The 13,601-nt window shown below is 36.5% G+C and carries 16 protein-coding genes; 12 read left to right on the top strand and 4 right to left on the bottom strand.

Annotated features, from left to right (window positions below; translation table 11 throughout):
- The first annotated feature begins 1 nt into the window (after position 1).
- Together BELBA_RS03665 and rhuM are read left to right on the top strand one after the other, a co-directional pair.
- On the top strand, positions 2 to 1,195 hold the full coding sequence (locus BELBA_RS03665; protein WP_014771406.1) for a THUMP-like domain-containing protein: 1,194 nt from the start codon (positions 2 to 4) through the stop codon (positions 1,193 to 1,195).
- Between the two features lie 78 nt (positions 1,196 to 1,273).
- On the top strand, positions 1,274 to 1,519 hold the full coding sequence (gene rhuM, locus BELBA_RS19510) for a RhuM family protein (protein ID WP_280956343.1): 246 nt from the start codon (positions 1,274 to 1,276) through the stop codon (positions 1,517 to 1,519).
- Between the two features lie 47 nt (positions 1,520 to 1,566).
- Here the strand turns inward: rhuM and pheS are convergent, their stop codons facing one another.
- Complete coding sequence (pheS, locus tag BELBA_RS03675; RefSeq protein WP_014771407.1) at positions 1,567 to 2,595, bottom strand: phenylalanine--tRNA ligase subunit alpha; 1,029 nt, start codon at positions 2,593 to 2,595, stop codon at positions 1,567 to 1,569.
- Between the two features lie 78 nt (positions 2,596 to 2,673).
- Positions 2,674 to 3,864, bottom strand: coding sequence for an RsmB/NOP family class I SAM-dependent RNA methyltransferase (locus tag BELBA_RS03680; RefSeq protein ID WP_014771408.1), 1,191 nt, complete (start codon positions 3,862 to 3,864; stop codon positions 2,674 to 2,676).
- Between the two features lie 154 nt (positions 3,865 to 4,018).
- On the opposite strand from BELBA_RS03680, the gene BELBA_RS03685 reads away from it, so the two are divergent.
- The 7 genes from BELBA_RS03685 to BELBA_RS03715 all read left to right on the top strand — a co-directional run bounded on the left by BELBA_RS03685 (position 4,019) and on the right by BELBA_RS03715 (position 8,354).
- Positions 4,019 to 4,303, top strand: a complete 285-nt coding sequence (locus tag BELBA_RS03685) for a hypothetical protein (RefSeq protein ID WP_014771409.1) — start codon at positions 4,019 to 4,021, stop codon at positions 4,301 to 4,303.
- A 99-nt stretch (positions 4,304 to 4,402) separates the two neighbouring features.
- Positions 4,403 to 4,660, top strand: coding sequence for a magnesium citrate secondary transporter (locus tag BELBA_RS03690; protein ID WP_245531126.1), 258 nt, complete (start codon positions 4,403 to 4,405; stop codon positions 4,658 to 4,660).
- A 24-nt stretch (positions 4,661 to 4,684) separates the two neighbouring features.
- On the top strand, positions 4,685 to 5,518 hold the full coding sequence (gene prmC / locus BELBA_RS03695) for a peptide chain release factor N(5)-glutamine methyltransferase (RefSeq protein ID WP_014771410.1): 834 nt from the start codon (positions 4,685 to 4,687) through the stop codon (positions 5,516 to 5,518).
- Positions 5,519 to 5,598: 80 nt separating this feature from the next.
- Positions 5,599 to 6,066: a hypothetical protein gene (locus BELBA_RS03700; RefSeq protein WP_014771411.1), complete on the top strand. Its 468-nt coding sequence runs from the start codon at positions 5,599 to 5,601 to the stop codon at positions 6,064 to 6,066.
- Between the two features lie 34 nt (positions 6,067 to 6,100).
- A complete protein-coding gene (locus BELBA_RS03705; RefSeq protein WP_014771412.1) occupies positions 6,101 to 6,349 on the top strand; it encodes a hypothetical protein in 249 nt (82 codons plus the stop codon).
- Between the two features lie 5 nt (positions 6,350 to 6,354).
- Entirely contained in the window at positions 6,355 to 7,029 is a 675-nt protein-coding gene (locus BELBA_RS03710; protein ID WP_014771413.1) for a response regulator transcription factor, read from the top strand.
- A gap of 5 nt (positions 7,030 to 7,034) precedes the next feature.
- Positions 7,035 to 8,354, top strand: coding sequence for a sensor histidine kinase (locus BELBA_RS03715; RefSeq protein ID WP_014771414.1), 1,320 nt, complete (start codon positions 7,035 to 7,037; stop codon positions 8,352 to 8,354).
- Positions 8,355 to 8,378: 24 nt separating this feature from the next.
- Here the strand turns inward: BELBA_RS03715 and BELBA_RS03720 are convergent, their stop codons facing one another.
- Positions 8,379 to 8,996 (bottom strand): hypothetical protein, encoded by a 618-nt coding sequence (locus BELBA_RS03720; RefSeq protein WP_014771415.1) that lies wholly within the window; start codon positions 8,994 to 8,996, stop codon positions 8,379 to 8,381.
- Positions 8,997 to 9,020: 24 nt separating this feature from the next.
- Positions 9,021 to 10,013: a dipeptidase gene (locus BELBA_RS03725; protein WP_014771416.1), complete on the bottom strand. Its 993-nt coding sequence runs from the start codon at positions 10,011 to 10,013 to the stop codon at positions 9,021 to 9,023.
- A gap of 168 nt (positions 10,014 to 10,181) precedes the next feature.
- Between BELBA_RS03725 and BELBA_RS03730 the strand changes: the two genes are divergently transcribed.
- From BELBA_RS03730 to BELBA_RS03740, 3 genes are read left to right on the top strand one after another with little or no spacing between them, the layout of a single operon-like run.
- On the top strand, positions 10,182 to 10,694 hold the full coding sequence (locus BELBA_RS03730; protein WP_014771417.1) for a 3-hydroxyanthranilate 3,4-dioxygenase: 513 nt from the start codon (positions 10,182 to 10,184) through the stop codon (positions 10,692 to 10,694).
- A 41-nt stretch (positions 10,695 to 10,735) separates the two neighbouring features.
- Complete coding sequence (kynU, locus tag BELBA_RS03735; RefSeq protein ID WP_014771418.1) at positions 10,736 to 12,025, top strand: kynureninase; 1,290 nt, start codon at positions 10,736 to 10,738, stop codon at positions 12,023 to 12,025.
- A gap of 25 nt (positions 12,026 to 12,050) precedes the next feature.
- Positions 12,051 to 13,403, top strand: a complete 1,353-nt coding sequence (locus tag BELBA_RS03740; RefSeq protein ID WP_014771419.1) for an FAD-dependent oxidoreductase — start codon at positions 12,051 to 12,053, stop codon at positions 13,401 to 13,403.
- Positions 13,404 to 13,601: the final 198 nt, after the last annotated feature.

A 13,601-nucleotide genomic window follows, 5' to 3' on the forward strand; every position in this document is an offset into this window, starting at 1 on the left:
TTTGGAATTTAGCCAATTCGATACTGAAACATTCAAACAATTTGTGCAGGATCATCTTCATGAAGATCCTGCACAATTGCTTTTAAAATACGCTGGGAAGACCGAATTTGATCTCAAGTTTGCAGTACAGCAAATCCAAGCAAGGCAAAAAGCCAAAAACAAAATCCCCTCTTGGGCTGTAAACCCAAATTTGCTTTTTCCAGCATCCATTTCTATGGAGCAGGCTTCCTCAGAAGATACAGCTCTTTTTAAGGCTGAATTGGTAAAAGGAAAATCCATGATCGACTTTACCGGAGGTCTGGGAATTGACACTTATTTTTTGGCCCAGAATTTCGAAAAAGCAATCTACTGCGAAAGACAGGAAGATCTAGCTAAACTTTCTGAACATAATTTCAAGCAACTCTCTAACGATAAATTCACAGTCATCCATGGCGACAGCTTGGATTTCCTTTCCAAAAGTCAAGAGAATTTCGACCTGATTTATGTAGATCCTGCGCGTCGTGGTGGACAAAACCAAAAACTTTACAAATTGGCAGATTGTGAACCTAATGTCGTACAGCATTGGGGTTTGTTGAAATCTAAAGCTAAAACCATTCTAATCAAAGCCTCTCCAATGCTTGACATCAAGCAAGTACTAATTGAGATTCCAGAAATCCAACAAGTGTGGGTCATCTCTGTCCGCAATGAAGTCAAAGAAGTGCTCCTCAAATGGCAGCAAGAACCCAAAATAGAGTACCAAAAAATCATTGCTATCGATCTACACCACGATGGGAAAAGAGAATTCTCTTTCACTTTTGAAGCGGAAGAAGAAGCAGAAAGTGTTTTTGGGGCGGCAGGGAGCTATCTTATCGAACCTACGTCAAGTATCCTCAAAGCGGGTGCTTTTAAGCTATTTGGGCAGCAATTCGGTTTGAAAAAACTACACCCTAATAGTCATCTTTTTACTTGTGATGCATTACCAGCTGAACAGATACCTGGACGGGTTTTTAAAATATTACAAGAAGTCGAAAATCCTAAAAAGGAATTGAAACAGCTAGTTCCATCTGGAAAAGTCAATGTCATTACGAGAAATTATATACTCTCTCCAGACGATTTCAAGAAAAAATACAAACTCAAAGACGGCGGTACACATTTCCTGATTGGGACCAAATCCAGGGAAAAGTATGTGTTGTATTTGGCAGAATTAGCTAGATAAATCATCGAAAATAATTTGAGCCTTTAGCACAAAAATATTTTTGAAAGCCATGAATTAGAAGAGTTTTCAGTTATTTCCATTTTGGAAACAACTGCTTCTGATGGAAAAAACTACAAGACAAAGTTTTACAATCTTGATGCAATTATTTCTGTAGGCTACCTGGTAAATTCTGCTAAAGCTACCCAATTCAGAATCTGGGCGACTAAAACATTGCGAGAATATATCTTCAAGGGATTTGTGCTTGATGATGACCGATTGAAGCAAGGGGAAACACTTTTTCGACAAAGAAATCAAAAGACTGAAAAAATAAAAGCTTGGATTTGATAAAACCCAAGCTCTCGAATTATTTATGCTTTTTATTCAATAACAAATTACAGCATCGGCCTAAACTGCTTCAAAAATCTGACATCATTCTCAGTGAAGAGTCTTAAATCTTTGATTTGATACTTGAGCATCGCAATCCGCTCTATTCCCATACCGAAAGCAAATCCTGTGTACTTTTTGGAATCAATACCGCAGTTTTCGAGGACGTTTGGATCTACCATCCCAGAACCACCGATTTCGACCCAGCCCGAACCTTTGCAGACGTTACAGCCAGAGCCTCCACAGAGTTGGCAGGAGATATCAATCTCCGCACTTGGTTCAGTAAATGGGAAGTAGGAAGGTCTGAATCTCACTTTTGTCTCCTTCCCAAACATCTCCTTTGCAAAATGATATAATGTGTTTTTCAAATCAGCAAACCCCACATTTTCATCCACATAAAGCCCTTCCACTTGATGGAAGATACAATGTGCTCTTGCTGAGATCGCTTCATTTCTGTAAACCCTTCCTGGTGAAAGTGTCCGAATAGGTGGTTTTTGATTTTCCATCACCCTTACCTGAACAGACGAAGTATGCGTTCTCAAAGCGATATCAGGATTTTTCTCAATAAAGAAAGTATCCTGCATTTCTCTAGCAGGATGATTTTCAGGGAAATTTAAAGCCGTGAAATTATGCCAATCATCTTCGATTTCTGGCCCTTCAGAAAGATTAAAGCCAATTCTTTCAAAAATCTCAATAATTCGCTGACGAGTAGCCGTCAAAGGATGAATCCCTCCAACGCTCACGTTTGTTGGCGGTAGCGTCAGGTCTCTATCTTGAGTTTTTGATTGCTTTTGGCTGCTATTTACTTTATCGATCAATACTTGAAACTTCTCCTCGGCAAGAACTTTCACCTCATTGATCAACTGACCGTAAGCTTTCTTTTCTTCATTAGGGATATTTCTCATTTCAGCAAAAAGCTCCCCAACGACACTTTTTTTACTGATATATTTCATTCTGTAAGCCTCCAGCTCATCTGCGTTTTGAGCATCTGTGGCGGCTATTTCAGATTTTATTGCATCTATTTTCTCTTGTTGCATCGGATCAAGAATTTTTGAAATTACAAATCTAAAAGATTCTAATAGAAAGGAGGATTAATTATAAGAATAAAAAGGTGCTTAAGCTTTCTTTTTGAGTTTGGCAATATAAAATCCATCAAAACCACTTTCTTGTGCCAACACTTTGTGATCTTCAATCAATTCAAAAGGCTTCCCTTTTTCTGAGGAAAGGAATTTGGCTACTTGATCTTGATTTTCACTTGGCAAAATACTGCAAGTCGCATAAACCATAATTCCACCCGGCTTGACCATAGTTGAATAACTTTGAATAATTTCTTGCTGGATTTCTTGAACTTTAGTAACTGACGCAGGAGATATTTTCCATTTGGTATCTGGGTTTCTTCTCAAAACACCAAGTCCAGTACAAGGTACATCTAACAAAAGTCGATCTGCTGTTTCTTTGAGTCTTTTGATAGTCTTATTCCCTTCAATTACTCGTGGTTCAATAATGCTGATACCAGCTCTCCTCGCTCTCAATTTAGCATTTTGAAGCTTCCAACCTTCGATGTCCATAGAAAGGATTCTACCCTTATTTTCCATCAAGGCAGCAAGGTGCAATGATTTCCCTCCAGCTCCCGCACATGCATCGATCACGCGCATTCCAGGTTCAACTTCTAAAGCCTGCGCAACCAATTGTGAGGATGCATCCTGTACTTCAAACATGCCCGCTTTGAAAGCTGGATTTCTAAAAATATTTTGTCTTTTGCCCAACACCAAAGCATCTTTATACCCTTTAGGCGCATAGGTTTCGACACCTTCTTCTGCCAAGCGATTCATCAAATCTTCTCTAGAAATCTTTAATGTATTCACTCTTAAGACTACTTCTGCTTGGGTATTCAAAGTTTCTATTTCCGAATCCCATTTTTCTCCAAGAAGACTTTCGCCCAACTCATCTAGCCATTCAGGAATAGACTGAAGTGTGGCTCTATCTTCAATTTTATTGAACTTATATTCTATCATCTTGGAATCAATACCTTTGAACTCACGCCAATCAGGTAACTCGTTCCCTTGAAGTAGCCAATATGTACCAAACAAATGATACGTATCATCTGATGGGCTTACTTTGTTGATTAGTTTCCACCAGCGAACCATATCATAAACAGACTCTGCAATGAAACCTCTGTCTCTCGCTCCCCATTTGGGATTAGAGCGTAGTGTCCTTTCTATTACTTTATCTGCATATCTATTATTCTTGAAAATATCCTCTATTGCCGTGATGACTCCGTGGACTGTACTGGTGTGAAGTTTCATGATTTTGTATTTGAAAAAGCAAAGATAGAAAGAAAAGGATGGAATAAGGAAAAAGTCAAAAATTCAAAATATAATACTGAAAGATATTTTCGGTATCATCATTGATGCTTTTCTAATTTTAAGGATTAATTCATAAGATTATTAATTTTGAAGTATGGGAGAGAAAAAATGTCCCCATTGTGGACAATGGTCTGTTTGGACTACTGATATCAATGACATCTGCGAACACTGTGGCAAACCGCTTGGCGGTAGAGATTTGGAATACAAAGAGCAAAGGGATAGAGATACTCAAGCCAATGAAGAGCAGTGGATTTTTTACATCAAAGAAACCGATAGCGAGTTTGTGAAAGGCATGAAAAAAGTCGGAAACTTCTTTTATACCATCTATTTGGCGATCATCACCTTTTTGGCATGGGTTATCGCTGCACTTCCTGGTTAATGACTGTATTTAGAAACATTTACTTTTTGATGGCTTGTTTGCTTTTTTGGATCAATCAAGCTATCGAAAGATTGTTTGGGATATTTGTCCCATTTATCCATGCCTATTTTGGATGATTTTTTGGCTATGCCTGTCGTCTTGGGGATCACGCTTCAAATATTGAAGTGGATTCACCCATTGAAAAATTGTTTTTATTTCTCCAAATTCCAGCTGCTCGTTGGCTGGCTATATTTTTCCTTTCTTTTTGAAGTTCTATTGTCTGCCTGGTCTGATATTTACACAGCTGATATTTGGGATGTGGTTTGTTATGGAATTGGAACAATCATTTTTGATAGATTGATTAACAGGAAATCTTAACTTTGTCCACCTTATTTCTTCAATATGACGCTAAGAACACTTTTCACTACTTATTCCGAAAAACTCCAGCCCATCTATGGAAAGCAAGAGGCTGAAAGTTTAATATTCTGGCTATTTGAAGCTTTTCTGAAAAAAGGGAAAATGGAAATTTTAAAAGATGAAAATTTAGCAAAAATCCCTAAAAATCTGGAGGCAGCATTTTCTCAACTTTTAGAAAAAGTACCTATTCAATATATCCTTGGAAAAGCTCCATTTTATGGTCGTGAATTCATTGTGAATTCGGCTGTATTGATTCCAAGAAATGAAACAGAGGAGCTGGTTCATTTGATTATCAAAGAAAATAAAAAACTGAATCTCCGAATTTTGGATATTGGAACAGGTTCAGGCTGTATCCCAATTAGCTTAGCTTTAGAAATTCCTTCTTCGAAGATTTTTGCCTTAGACATCAGTGAAGATGCACTAAGAGTCGCAATCGAAAATGCTGAAAAAAACGAAGCAAGAGTTGAGTTTTTCCAAACTGATATTTTAAAAGAAGAAATTCCAATTAGAAATCTAGATATTATAGTTAGCAATCCTCCTTATGTCTGCGAGTCAGAAAAATCTCTCATGCATGAAAATGTCCTCAATTTCGAACCTCATTTGGCACTGTTTGTAAAAGACAATGACCCATTGATTTTTTATAAAATAATCGCACAAAAAGCTAAATCTAGTCTTATCTTAGGTGGTAAATTATATTTTGAGATCAATGAAGCACTTGGACAAGAAATATATGATCTTTTGAAAGAGCTGGGCTACACAGAAATTGCGATCTTAAAGGACTTAAATAATAAAGACAGAATTGTAAAAGCGACATTTTAAAGTATTAATTTTCAAAAAATTAGAATTCTTCATCTTTGCTTCATTCTTTTGTTTCTATTTTGTAAGTAAATTAAACTGAAATGAAAAGTTTAACATTCTTACTTCTATTTTTCTTGATAGCAGGAGTTACTTTCTCCCAATCAACAGAAAAAGAGAAAACAAAACCAACTAAAACGGAATTACCTGAAAAGGCCGAAAAAGGCGTAGAAATCAGTCAAAAGGCAACTTCAACTGAAGGTGGGAAAGAAAAAGGAATAAGTATCTCAAGTGCAGCACGAAAAAGTACTTTAATAAGAGAAAAAGCAGAAAAAAAAGGAAACTCCTCTGAACCAGCAAATGAAAAAGCAAAACTAGGAGCAGGAAATGCTGAAAGAGGAAAAGAAATATCAAACCAAGCTAAATCAAGAACAAATAATAAACTAAATATACCGGGTCAAATAACAAGGCCAAACATTACAGTTCCTCGAGCAAGACCAACTCCACCTGTAGTAAGGCCATCTAGGCCAGATAAACCTGGAAAGCCAGTGACGCCTCCAGGAGGAATCTAAACTTCATGATTCATTTGAACCCAAATTTACCTTGATGGCTGGCACCTCACAATTTTATCATTCTGGCTATGATTTAAGTGGACAAGAGAATTTAAGTTTAGAGAAACTTCAGCTTTTAAGCTGGGAAGCTGTTTTGCCAATTACATTTGGAATCGGATATTGGGATTTAGAGTTTCATACAAGATACATCCACCCTTTAAACCTTCCAGCGTTCGATAATTCTACACGTAGGTTTGTTTTTTCTTTGCAGACCTCCTATGCGATTCCTATCAAAAAGAAATAGAGGTTATGAGAGTATTATTAGTTGAAGATGAACAACAATTAGGAATTGAAATGATAGACTTCTTGGAAAAAGAAGGATATATATGCAATTGGTCAAAAAATTTGAAAGATGCCTCTGAAAAATTAGCTATTAATCCCTATGATTTTGTCTTGCTCGATTTAGGACTTCCTGATGGAAATGGATTGAATTTGATCAAAGAAATCAATCAATATCAAAAAGATGTTTCTATCATTATTTTGACAGCAAGATCTGAAATAAATGATAAAGTTGAAGGACTAGAACAAGGTGCTGATGATTATTTGTCTAAACCATTCTCCTTATTAGAACTCAAAGCTAGAATGCAAGCAATCGCTAGGAGAAAAGGAGGATGGCACAGCAACATTCTAGAAATCGGAGACTTCCAAATGGATCTCAACAGCAAGGTCGTAATGCATGAAAAAGAGGAAATTCCTCTAACAAACAAAGAATTTAGACTTCTTCATTTTCTTTTAATTAATAAAAACAGAGTACTCAATAGATTCCAACTTGCAGAACATTTGTGGGGAGATCATTTGGATGATGATCATCAATCGAATTATATTGATGTACATATTAAAAATATTAGAAAAAAAATGGGCGTATTTGCCGATATGGATTGGCTAGAGACCGTAAGAGGATTGGGCTATAAAATCAGGAGATAATTTTTATGAAAATATCCCAAAAACTCCTACTCTATAATCTGCTTTCCAAAGGATTCATCCTATTGATATTCTTGACCGCTGCTCCCTTTTTACTAAAATACTTCGCAATATTAGACACAGACAATCAGCTTCTTGACAAAAAAGACGAGGTTTTAGAAATAATTTCTGAAAAAGGTATAGATACATTTATTGAAGAAGAAAATCCAAGTATTGGCTTTGGTTCATATAATATCTTAAAAGAAGAATATATTTTACTTGAACAATGGCAGTACGACACCAAAGTAGACACTATTTTCGTTGAGGATAGAATTCTGGAAAGAGAAAAAGTAACCTATCGGGTCTATTCACATACTTTTACCTCTGATGACAATACATATATCATAGAAATAGGCAGAAGCATTGAAACTATCAATGATATTGAGTCTATCCTTTTCAATATTTTAATCAGTACGTTGATCGTTTTTCTAGTTTTAACTTCTTTTTTAGACTCGCTTTATACTGAAAGAATCCTCCTTCCATTCAAAAGAATCATCACAAAGAAACTTTCGCAGATCCATGAACCACAGCAATTTCCCTATTTGCCAGAGAAAACTTCGACAGATGAATTCAAATTGCTAGATGAATCGATTACGGATATGATGAAAAGAATTCAAAAATCTTTCAATCAAGAAAGAGAATTTATTTCACATGCCTCCCATGAATTAAAAACTCCTATATCTATCCTTCAGACAAAAGTAGAGACACTTTTTTCAAGTGAAGGCGTAAGCGATAGACAAATGGAAAAATTAATGGACATGCAATTGACTATTCAAAAAATGAAAAAAACAGTCAATGCACTCTTGTTGATTTCGAAAGTAAACAATACCCAATTTTTAAAAAATGACTCCGTGTCTTTGAATAAAATCATTTCCGAACTCAAAGAAGAGTGGCTTGCCTTAGCAGAGGATAAGGATATAAGTTTAAGAATTAAGGAGAAAGATTCATTCATTGCTCAAAACAGTAATAAATCACTTTGCAATATGATGATCCAAAATGCGCTGATCAATGCCCTGAAATATACCCCACAAGGAGGTACTATCGTTTTAAAGGGAAAAATGAGTACCAAAGGATATGAGATTTCTGTAAATGATTCTGGGCCGGGGATCTCTGAAAACCTTTTGAATCAAGTAAAAGATGGGATTGTATTTTTAAACGAAGTGGAAAAAGATAAATCTGGATTTGGTCTCCAAATTATGTACAAAATCGCTTTATATCTGGGAGTCAATATTGATATAAAAAGCAATTCAAATGGCACAGAAGTGAGTTTTTTATTTCCAAACAGTTAGATAAATGCTGATAGGAATTGTCCCTTAAACTTCCATAACAAATTCTCCAACCCAAAAAACCTTATCCGACTTCAAAACGGTCGTCCCTTCACCCACTTCAACAAAAGTAGCATGGGAAATTCTATGAATGTGACTTTCCCCATCTTCTTGGACCTCAATAAAAGTCCCCTCAGGAGCATGAAGCTGTAAGGTCGCAGAAGAAAACCATTTTTTAAACACGCCATTTTTAATTGGAAAATACCGCATAGGAGGGTACCACACAACTAAATCCAAAAAGCTTAATTTTTCTTCTAGATCAAAAATGTGCTGATGATCAAACCCAATGATATTTACTGCCGAGTGCTTTGTCGCAATCAAGTATTGTAATCCATTTTCCAAAAACTCGTCATTATCAATCCCTAAAAATTTAACTGGATATTGCTCTTCTAATAAATGGTAATTTTCTTTTTGAAAATCCATAGTTGCTAATATACAGTCGATTTTAATCCCCCAGGAAATAACCGTATGTACTTCTTCCTGAGCCACCAACACAGTAGGTGACCATTCCAAAAGTGGCGCAATAGTTTCGTAACCGAAGCCATTGGTATCCAAAATAAGCAAGGCAGGTTCTTGTTGCTCTTTGACAAAATGATGAGAGGACATGGTATTCTATTTAGGTATTATAACTTATCTCCAAACTCTTGAAAAGAAATTTTGGGCGTTTTTAAAAGCTAACTTTTCAAGTTGCTCAGTACTCATTCTTCCTGATAAATTACCCAAAACATCCGGGTACTTCCCAGCATTTTCCACATTTGGGAAATAGAAAGGCTCTCTTCCAATATCTGCAAATCCTACCGTATAAAAATAATCAGCCCCAAAACATATATGATCTTCTGCACCTTTTTCCAAGCCATATAAAATATGGTCATATATCCTATCAGGATTATCATTGTCTAAAAAAGCCCTGAGAAAATTCACCCCAATCACACCTTTTCTATGAATAATTTCCTTAACAAATTCGTCAGTCAAATTCCGCTTATGATTCCAAATGGAACGAAAATTAGAATGGCTTGCTAAAATTGGGATATCTAAACTTTCTTGATCAATATGGTTCAATATTCCTTCAGCAAGCAAATCAGAAGTATGCGAGAGGTCAATAGGGATATTCTTGAATGCCACGTAGTCCAGCAATCTTTTGCCATCATCCTTCAGCCCAATTCCTTCAGTATAATTCCCTCCACCAAATCTATTTTCTTTGTGATGTGTCAAGCTGATGTAAGCTACTCTCCCAGTTTGGGCTATGATTTTATCTAAATTATCAAAAGCCGTCTGCAAGGGCACCCTTTCATTAGCCAAACCCGACGCGCTTTCTATAGAAGTCACGACACCAATTTTCTCTTGTTGGGCTAAATCAGCTAGGAAATCTTTGGTCGCATACTGCAAATCACTCGAAAAAGTAGCTAAGATTTCCTGAAAATGAGCTGCTTGTTTCGAAGCAAAGTCCATGCTCCCCGGCACTACATCTGTGAATATGGCCAAAATCTGCAATTTGACATTTCCCTTTTTCAAAAAAGGAACAGCACAAGCAATATCTTCAACCTTATCAGCACGAGCCCCTGGCACACTTGCTAGGTAAGAAAGTAAATCACAATGAGTATCGACAATGGGTAATTGTATCATAAGAATAGATTTGAAAATCAAAGAAACTCAAAAAATGACAGTTTTTTTATACTTTTAGCCTTCTTTTGAGTTAAGAATGTATTGAAAGCCTGAATACAACTCAGAGATGATGAAAAACATTTCTAGAGTGCAAAAAAAGAAAAACCAAAAATCAAAACCAGCCAAACCATGCCAATATCAAAACCAATTAATTTTATCAAATGGATAGAGGAAAATAGACATTTACTTAAACCACCAATTGGCAATCAACAAATTTTTAAGAATAATGAAGATTTCATTGTGATGGTAGTTGGCGGACCAAATTCACGAAAAGACTATCATTATAACGAGGGAGAAGAATTTTTCTACCAAATAGAGGGAGATATTACTCTCAAAGTGGTGACAGATGGGAAACCAGAGGACATTAATATAAAAGAAGGAGAAATCTTCCTCTTACCCCCTCGAACCCCACATAGCCCTAGAAGGCCAGCAAACACCATCGGTTTGGTTTTTGAAAGATATAGAAGAGAAGGGGAGCGAGATGGTTTTATTTGGCATTGTGAAAACTGTGGCGAAAAACTCTATGAAGAATATGCTGTTGTCACAGATATTGTCAATCAACTCCCACCGATTATGGATCGTTTTTGGTCAAACCCCGAACATACCACTTGCAAAAGTTGTGGGACTATCATGACCAAATAATTCTGATTCAAAATTTAGCCCAAAATCAAAAAAATGAAAGCATGAGTAATCAAATCAATTTTGAATACAGTTTGGATTTTGCCCAAAAAATGGATGAAAAAGATCCACTCAAGTCATTTCGGTCAAAATTTTTCTTCCCGAAAGTAGAGGACAAAGAAGCAATCTACTTTTGTGGCAACTCACTTGGTTTACAACCCAAAACTACGCAAAATTATATTCAAAAAGAGTTGAGTAATTGGGCTGAGATGGCTGTTGATGGGCATTTCCACGGAGAAGATGCGTGGTATCATATTCGAAAAAAATCTAAACCAGCACTTGCCGAAATTGTAGGAGCACATGAGCACGAGGTGGTCGCGATGAATAATTTGACTTCAAACCTACACTTTTTGATGGTTTCATTCTATCGGCCAAATGCAAAACGATTTAAAATAATCACAGAAGCAGGAGCATTTCCTTCCGACATGTACATGTTGGAAACTCAAGTAAAATTTCATGGACTAGACCCCAATAAAGCAATTGTCGAATTAGCTCCTAGGGATGGAGAGCATACACTACGAACGGAGGATATTCTTCAATCGATCAAAGAACAAGGTGAGGAACTGGCTTTAGTAATGATGGCAGGGCTGCAATATTACACAGGTCAAGTTTTTGATATGAAAGCAATTGCTCAAGCCGTAAAAGATGAAGGAGCTTTTGTTGGATTTGATTTAGCTCATGCAGCTGGCAATGTTCCTTTGGCTTTACACGATTGGGGTGTGGATTTTGCTACATGGTGTAGTTATAAATACATGAACTCTGGTCCAGGGAATGTTTCGGGGATATTTGTTCATGAAAATCATGCTGAAAAACCTGACATGATACGTTTCGCAGGATGGTGGGGTCATGATGAAGGGGAGCGATTCAAAATGGAAAAAGGCTTCAAGCCTATGTTTGGTGCTGACGGTTGGCAACTTGCCAACTCTAATGTGTTGGCATTGGCAGCGCATCAAGCTTCTTTAGATATATTTCAACAGGCTGGAATTAAAACTTTAAGAGAAAAAAGTGAAACTTTAACCTCATATCTTGAGTTTTTAATTCAAAAAATAAGTGGAAATAGTGGTGTACTTGAAATAATTACACCCAAAAACATAAACGAGCGCGGCTGTCAATTATCTTTGCTCGTTCATAAAGGCGGGAAGGCTGTTTTCGATGAGTTTTATAAAAACGGCATTGTTGGAGATTGGAGAAATCCAAATGTGATTAGAATAGCTCCTACACCCCTTTATAACAGCTATGAAGATGTGTTTAGATTTGCCAAAATCCTAGAGCAATCACTGCAAAAGTTTGCGTGAAAAGAAAGGTATTGAAAAGGAAGTAATGGAAAAAAACGATATAAGCATTTTAGGTGCTGGCTTGATAGGATCACTTTTGAGTATTTATTTGAAAAAAAGAGGTTTGGATGTGTCTCTCTATGAAAAAAGAGAAGACAATAGAAAATCTCAATACAAAGAAGAGGGCAGGTCCATCAATATGGCTTTGAGTGATAGAGGGTGGAAGGCATTGGAAAAAATTGGGCTTAAAGACAAAATTATGCCTTTGGCTATCCCGATGTATGGACGAAAAGTTCATGATGAACACGGTAAAACCACCTTTATGCCTTATGGCAAAGATAATCAAGCAATTTACTCCATCTCGAGAGGTCGATTCAATAGAGTATTAATTGATGAAGCGGAAAAAGAAGGTGTGAAGATGAATTTTGGCCATCGATGTGACTACATTAACCTACACAAAAATGAGATGCATTTTGCAGTGGGTTTTGAAAAAAATCGTGTTTTTTCGAATATTATAATTGGAGCAGATGGAGCATATAGTGCTTTAAGAATGGCAATGCAAAAGCAGGGTCGATTCAATTACAAGCAAGAATACATCTCCCATGGCTACAAAGAATTGACAATACCTGCGACTCCAAATGGGGAATTTGCAATGGATCCAAATGCACTTCACATTTGGCCAAGAGGGAAATTCATGCTGATCGCCCTTCCCAACCCAGATAAATCATTTACCTGTACTTTATTTTTACCTTTTGAAGGTACTAAAGTTTGCTTTGACAAAATCAATGACAAGCAGGATGTGATAGGCGTATTTAAGACATATTTTGATGATGCTTATCAAGTAATGCCAAATCTTGCTGAGGAATTTCTAAGAAACCCAACTTCAGCACTGATCAATATAGAATGCTATCCTTGGGTTCAAGACAAGGCTTTGTTGATCGGTGATGCGTCACATGCCATGGTTCCTTTTTATGGACAAGGAATGAATTGTGGATTTGAGGATTGCTTTATCTTGGATAGCTTGATCGATAAATATGGAACTACTGCTTGGGATTTGATTTTTGCAAAATTCCAAAAAAACAGAAAACCTGATACAGATGCGATTTGCCAATTGGCATTGGAAAACTTCACAGAAATGAGAGATGCTGTAGCTGATCCTAAGTTTATTATCAGAAAGAAAATAGAAGCAAAACTACACAGTCTCTATCCAAAAGACTGGATACCTCTCTACACTATGGTGACATTCTCAGATATGCCATATTCTGAAGCTTATGCTCAAGGAAAGCTACAAGAAAGCATTATGGACAAAGTGATGTCTAATCCTCTAATCACTCAAAATTGGGACAAACTGGATTATGGAGACATCATAGATCAAATGGATGCAGCAAAAGCAGTTTAACAACCTCAAAACAGGAGATTTCTTTAACCCATGGTTCACGCCTCGTCGCTCAAAGATTGTAAACTTTGATTTTCCTTGAAGGGTTATTCAATAACTCTTCAAAGTTCATGATTTCAAATGAAGCTTTACTAGAAAATTTTACAAGGATAAACCAAGAAAAGTAGATCCATAAGTCAGTAATATTAAAATGCTGACTTT

The organism is Belliella baltica DSM 15883, assembly GCF_000265405.1.
Taxonomy (GTDB): domain Bacteria; phylum Bacteroidota; class Bacteroidia; order Cytophagales; family Cyclobacteriaceae; genus Belliella; species Belliella baltica.

Excerpts from the sequence above, each read along its gene's own strand:
- BELBA_RS03690 (WP_245531126.1), top strand. The coding sequence starts at position 4,403 with ATGCCTATTTTGGATGATTTTTTGGCTATGCCTGTCGTCTTGGGGATC.
- BELBA_RS03705 (WP_014771412.1), top strand. The coding sequence starts at position 6,101 with ATGGCTGGCACCTCACAATTTTATCATTCTGGCTATGATTTAAGTGGA.
- BELBA_RS03720 (WP_014771415.1), bottom strand. The coding sequence starts at position 8,996 with ATGTCCTCTCATCATTTTGTCAAAGAGCAACAAGAACCTGCCTTGCTT.
- prmC (WP_014771410.1), top strand. The coding sequence starts at position 4,685 with ATGACGCTAAGAACACTTTTCACTACTTATTCCGAAAAACTCCAGCCC.
- BELBA_RS03710 (WP_014771413.1), top strand. The coding sequence starts at position 6,355 with ATGAGAGTATTATTAGTTGAAGATGAACAACAATTAGGAATTGAAATG.
- BELBA_RS03715 (WP_014771414.1), top strand. The coding sequence starts at position 7,035 with ATGAAAATATCCCAAAAACTCCTACTCTATAATCTGCTTTCCAAAGGA.
- BELBA_RS03725 (WP_014771416.1), bottom strand. The coding sequence starts at position 10,013 with ATGATACAATTACCCATTGTCGATACTCATTGTGATTTACTTTCTTAC.
- BELBA_RS03740 (WP_014771419.1), top strand. The coding sequence starts at position 12,051 with ATGGAAAAAAACGATATAAGCATTTTAGGTGCTGGCTTGATAGGATCA.
- pheS (WP_014771407.1), bottom strand. The coding sequence starts at position 2,595 with ATGCAACAAGAGAAAATAGATGCAATAAAATCTGAAATAGCCGCCACA.
- BELBA_RS03700 (WP_014771411.1), top strand. The coding sequence starts at position 5,599 with ATGAAAAGTTTAACATTCTTACTTCTATTTTTCTTGATAGCAGGAGTT.
- BELBA_RS03730 (WP_014771417.1), top strand. The coding sequence starts at position 10,182 with ATGCCAATATCAAAACCAATTAATTTTATCAAATGGATAGAGGAAAAT.
- kynU (WP_014771418.1), top strand. The coding sequence starts at position 10,736 with ATGAGTAATCAAATCAATTTTGAATACAGTTTGGATTTTGCCCAAAAA.
- BELBA_RS03680 (WP_014771408.1), bottom strand. The coding sequence starts at position 3,864 with ATGAAACTTCACACCAGTACAGTCCACGGAGTCATCACGGCAATAGAG.
- BELBA_RS03685 (WP_014771409.1), top strand. The coding sequence starts at position 4,019 with ATGGGAGAGAAAAAATGTCCCCATTGTGGACAATGGTCTGTTTGGACT.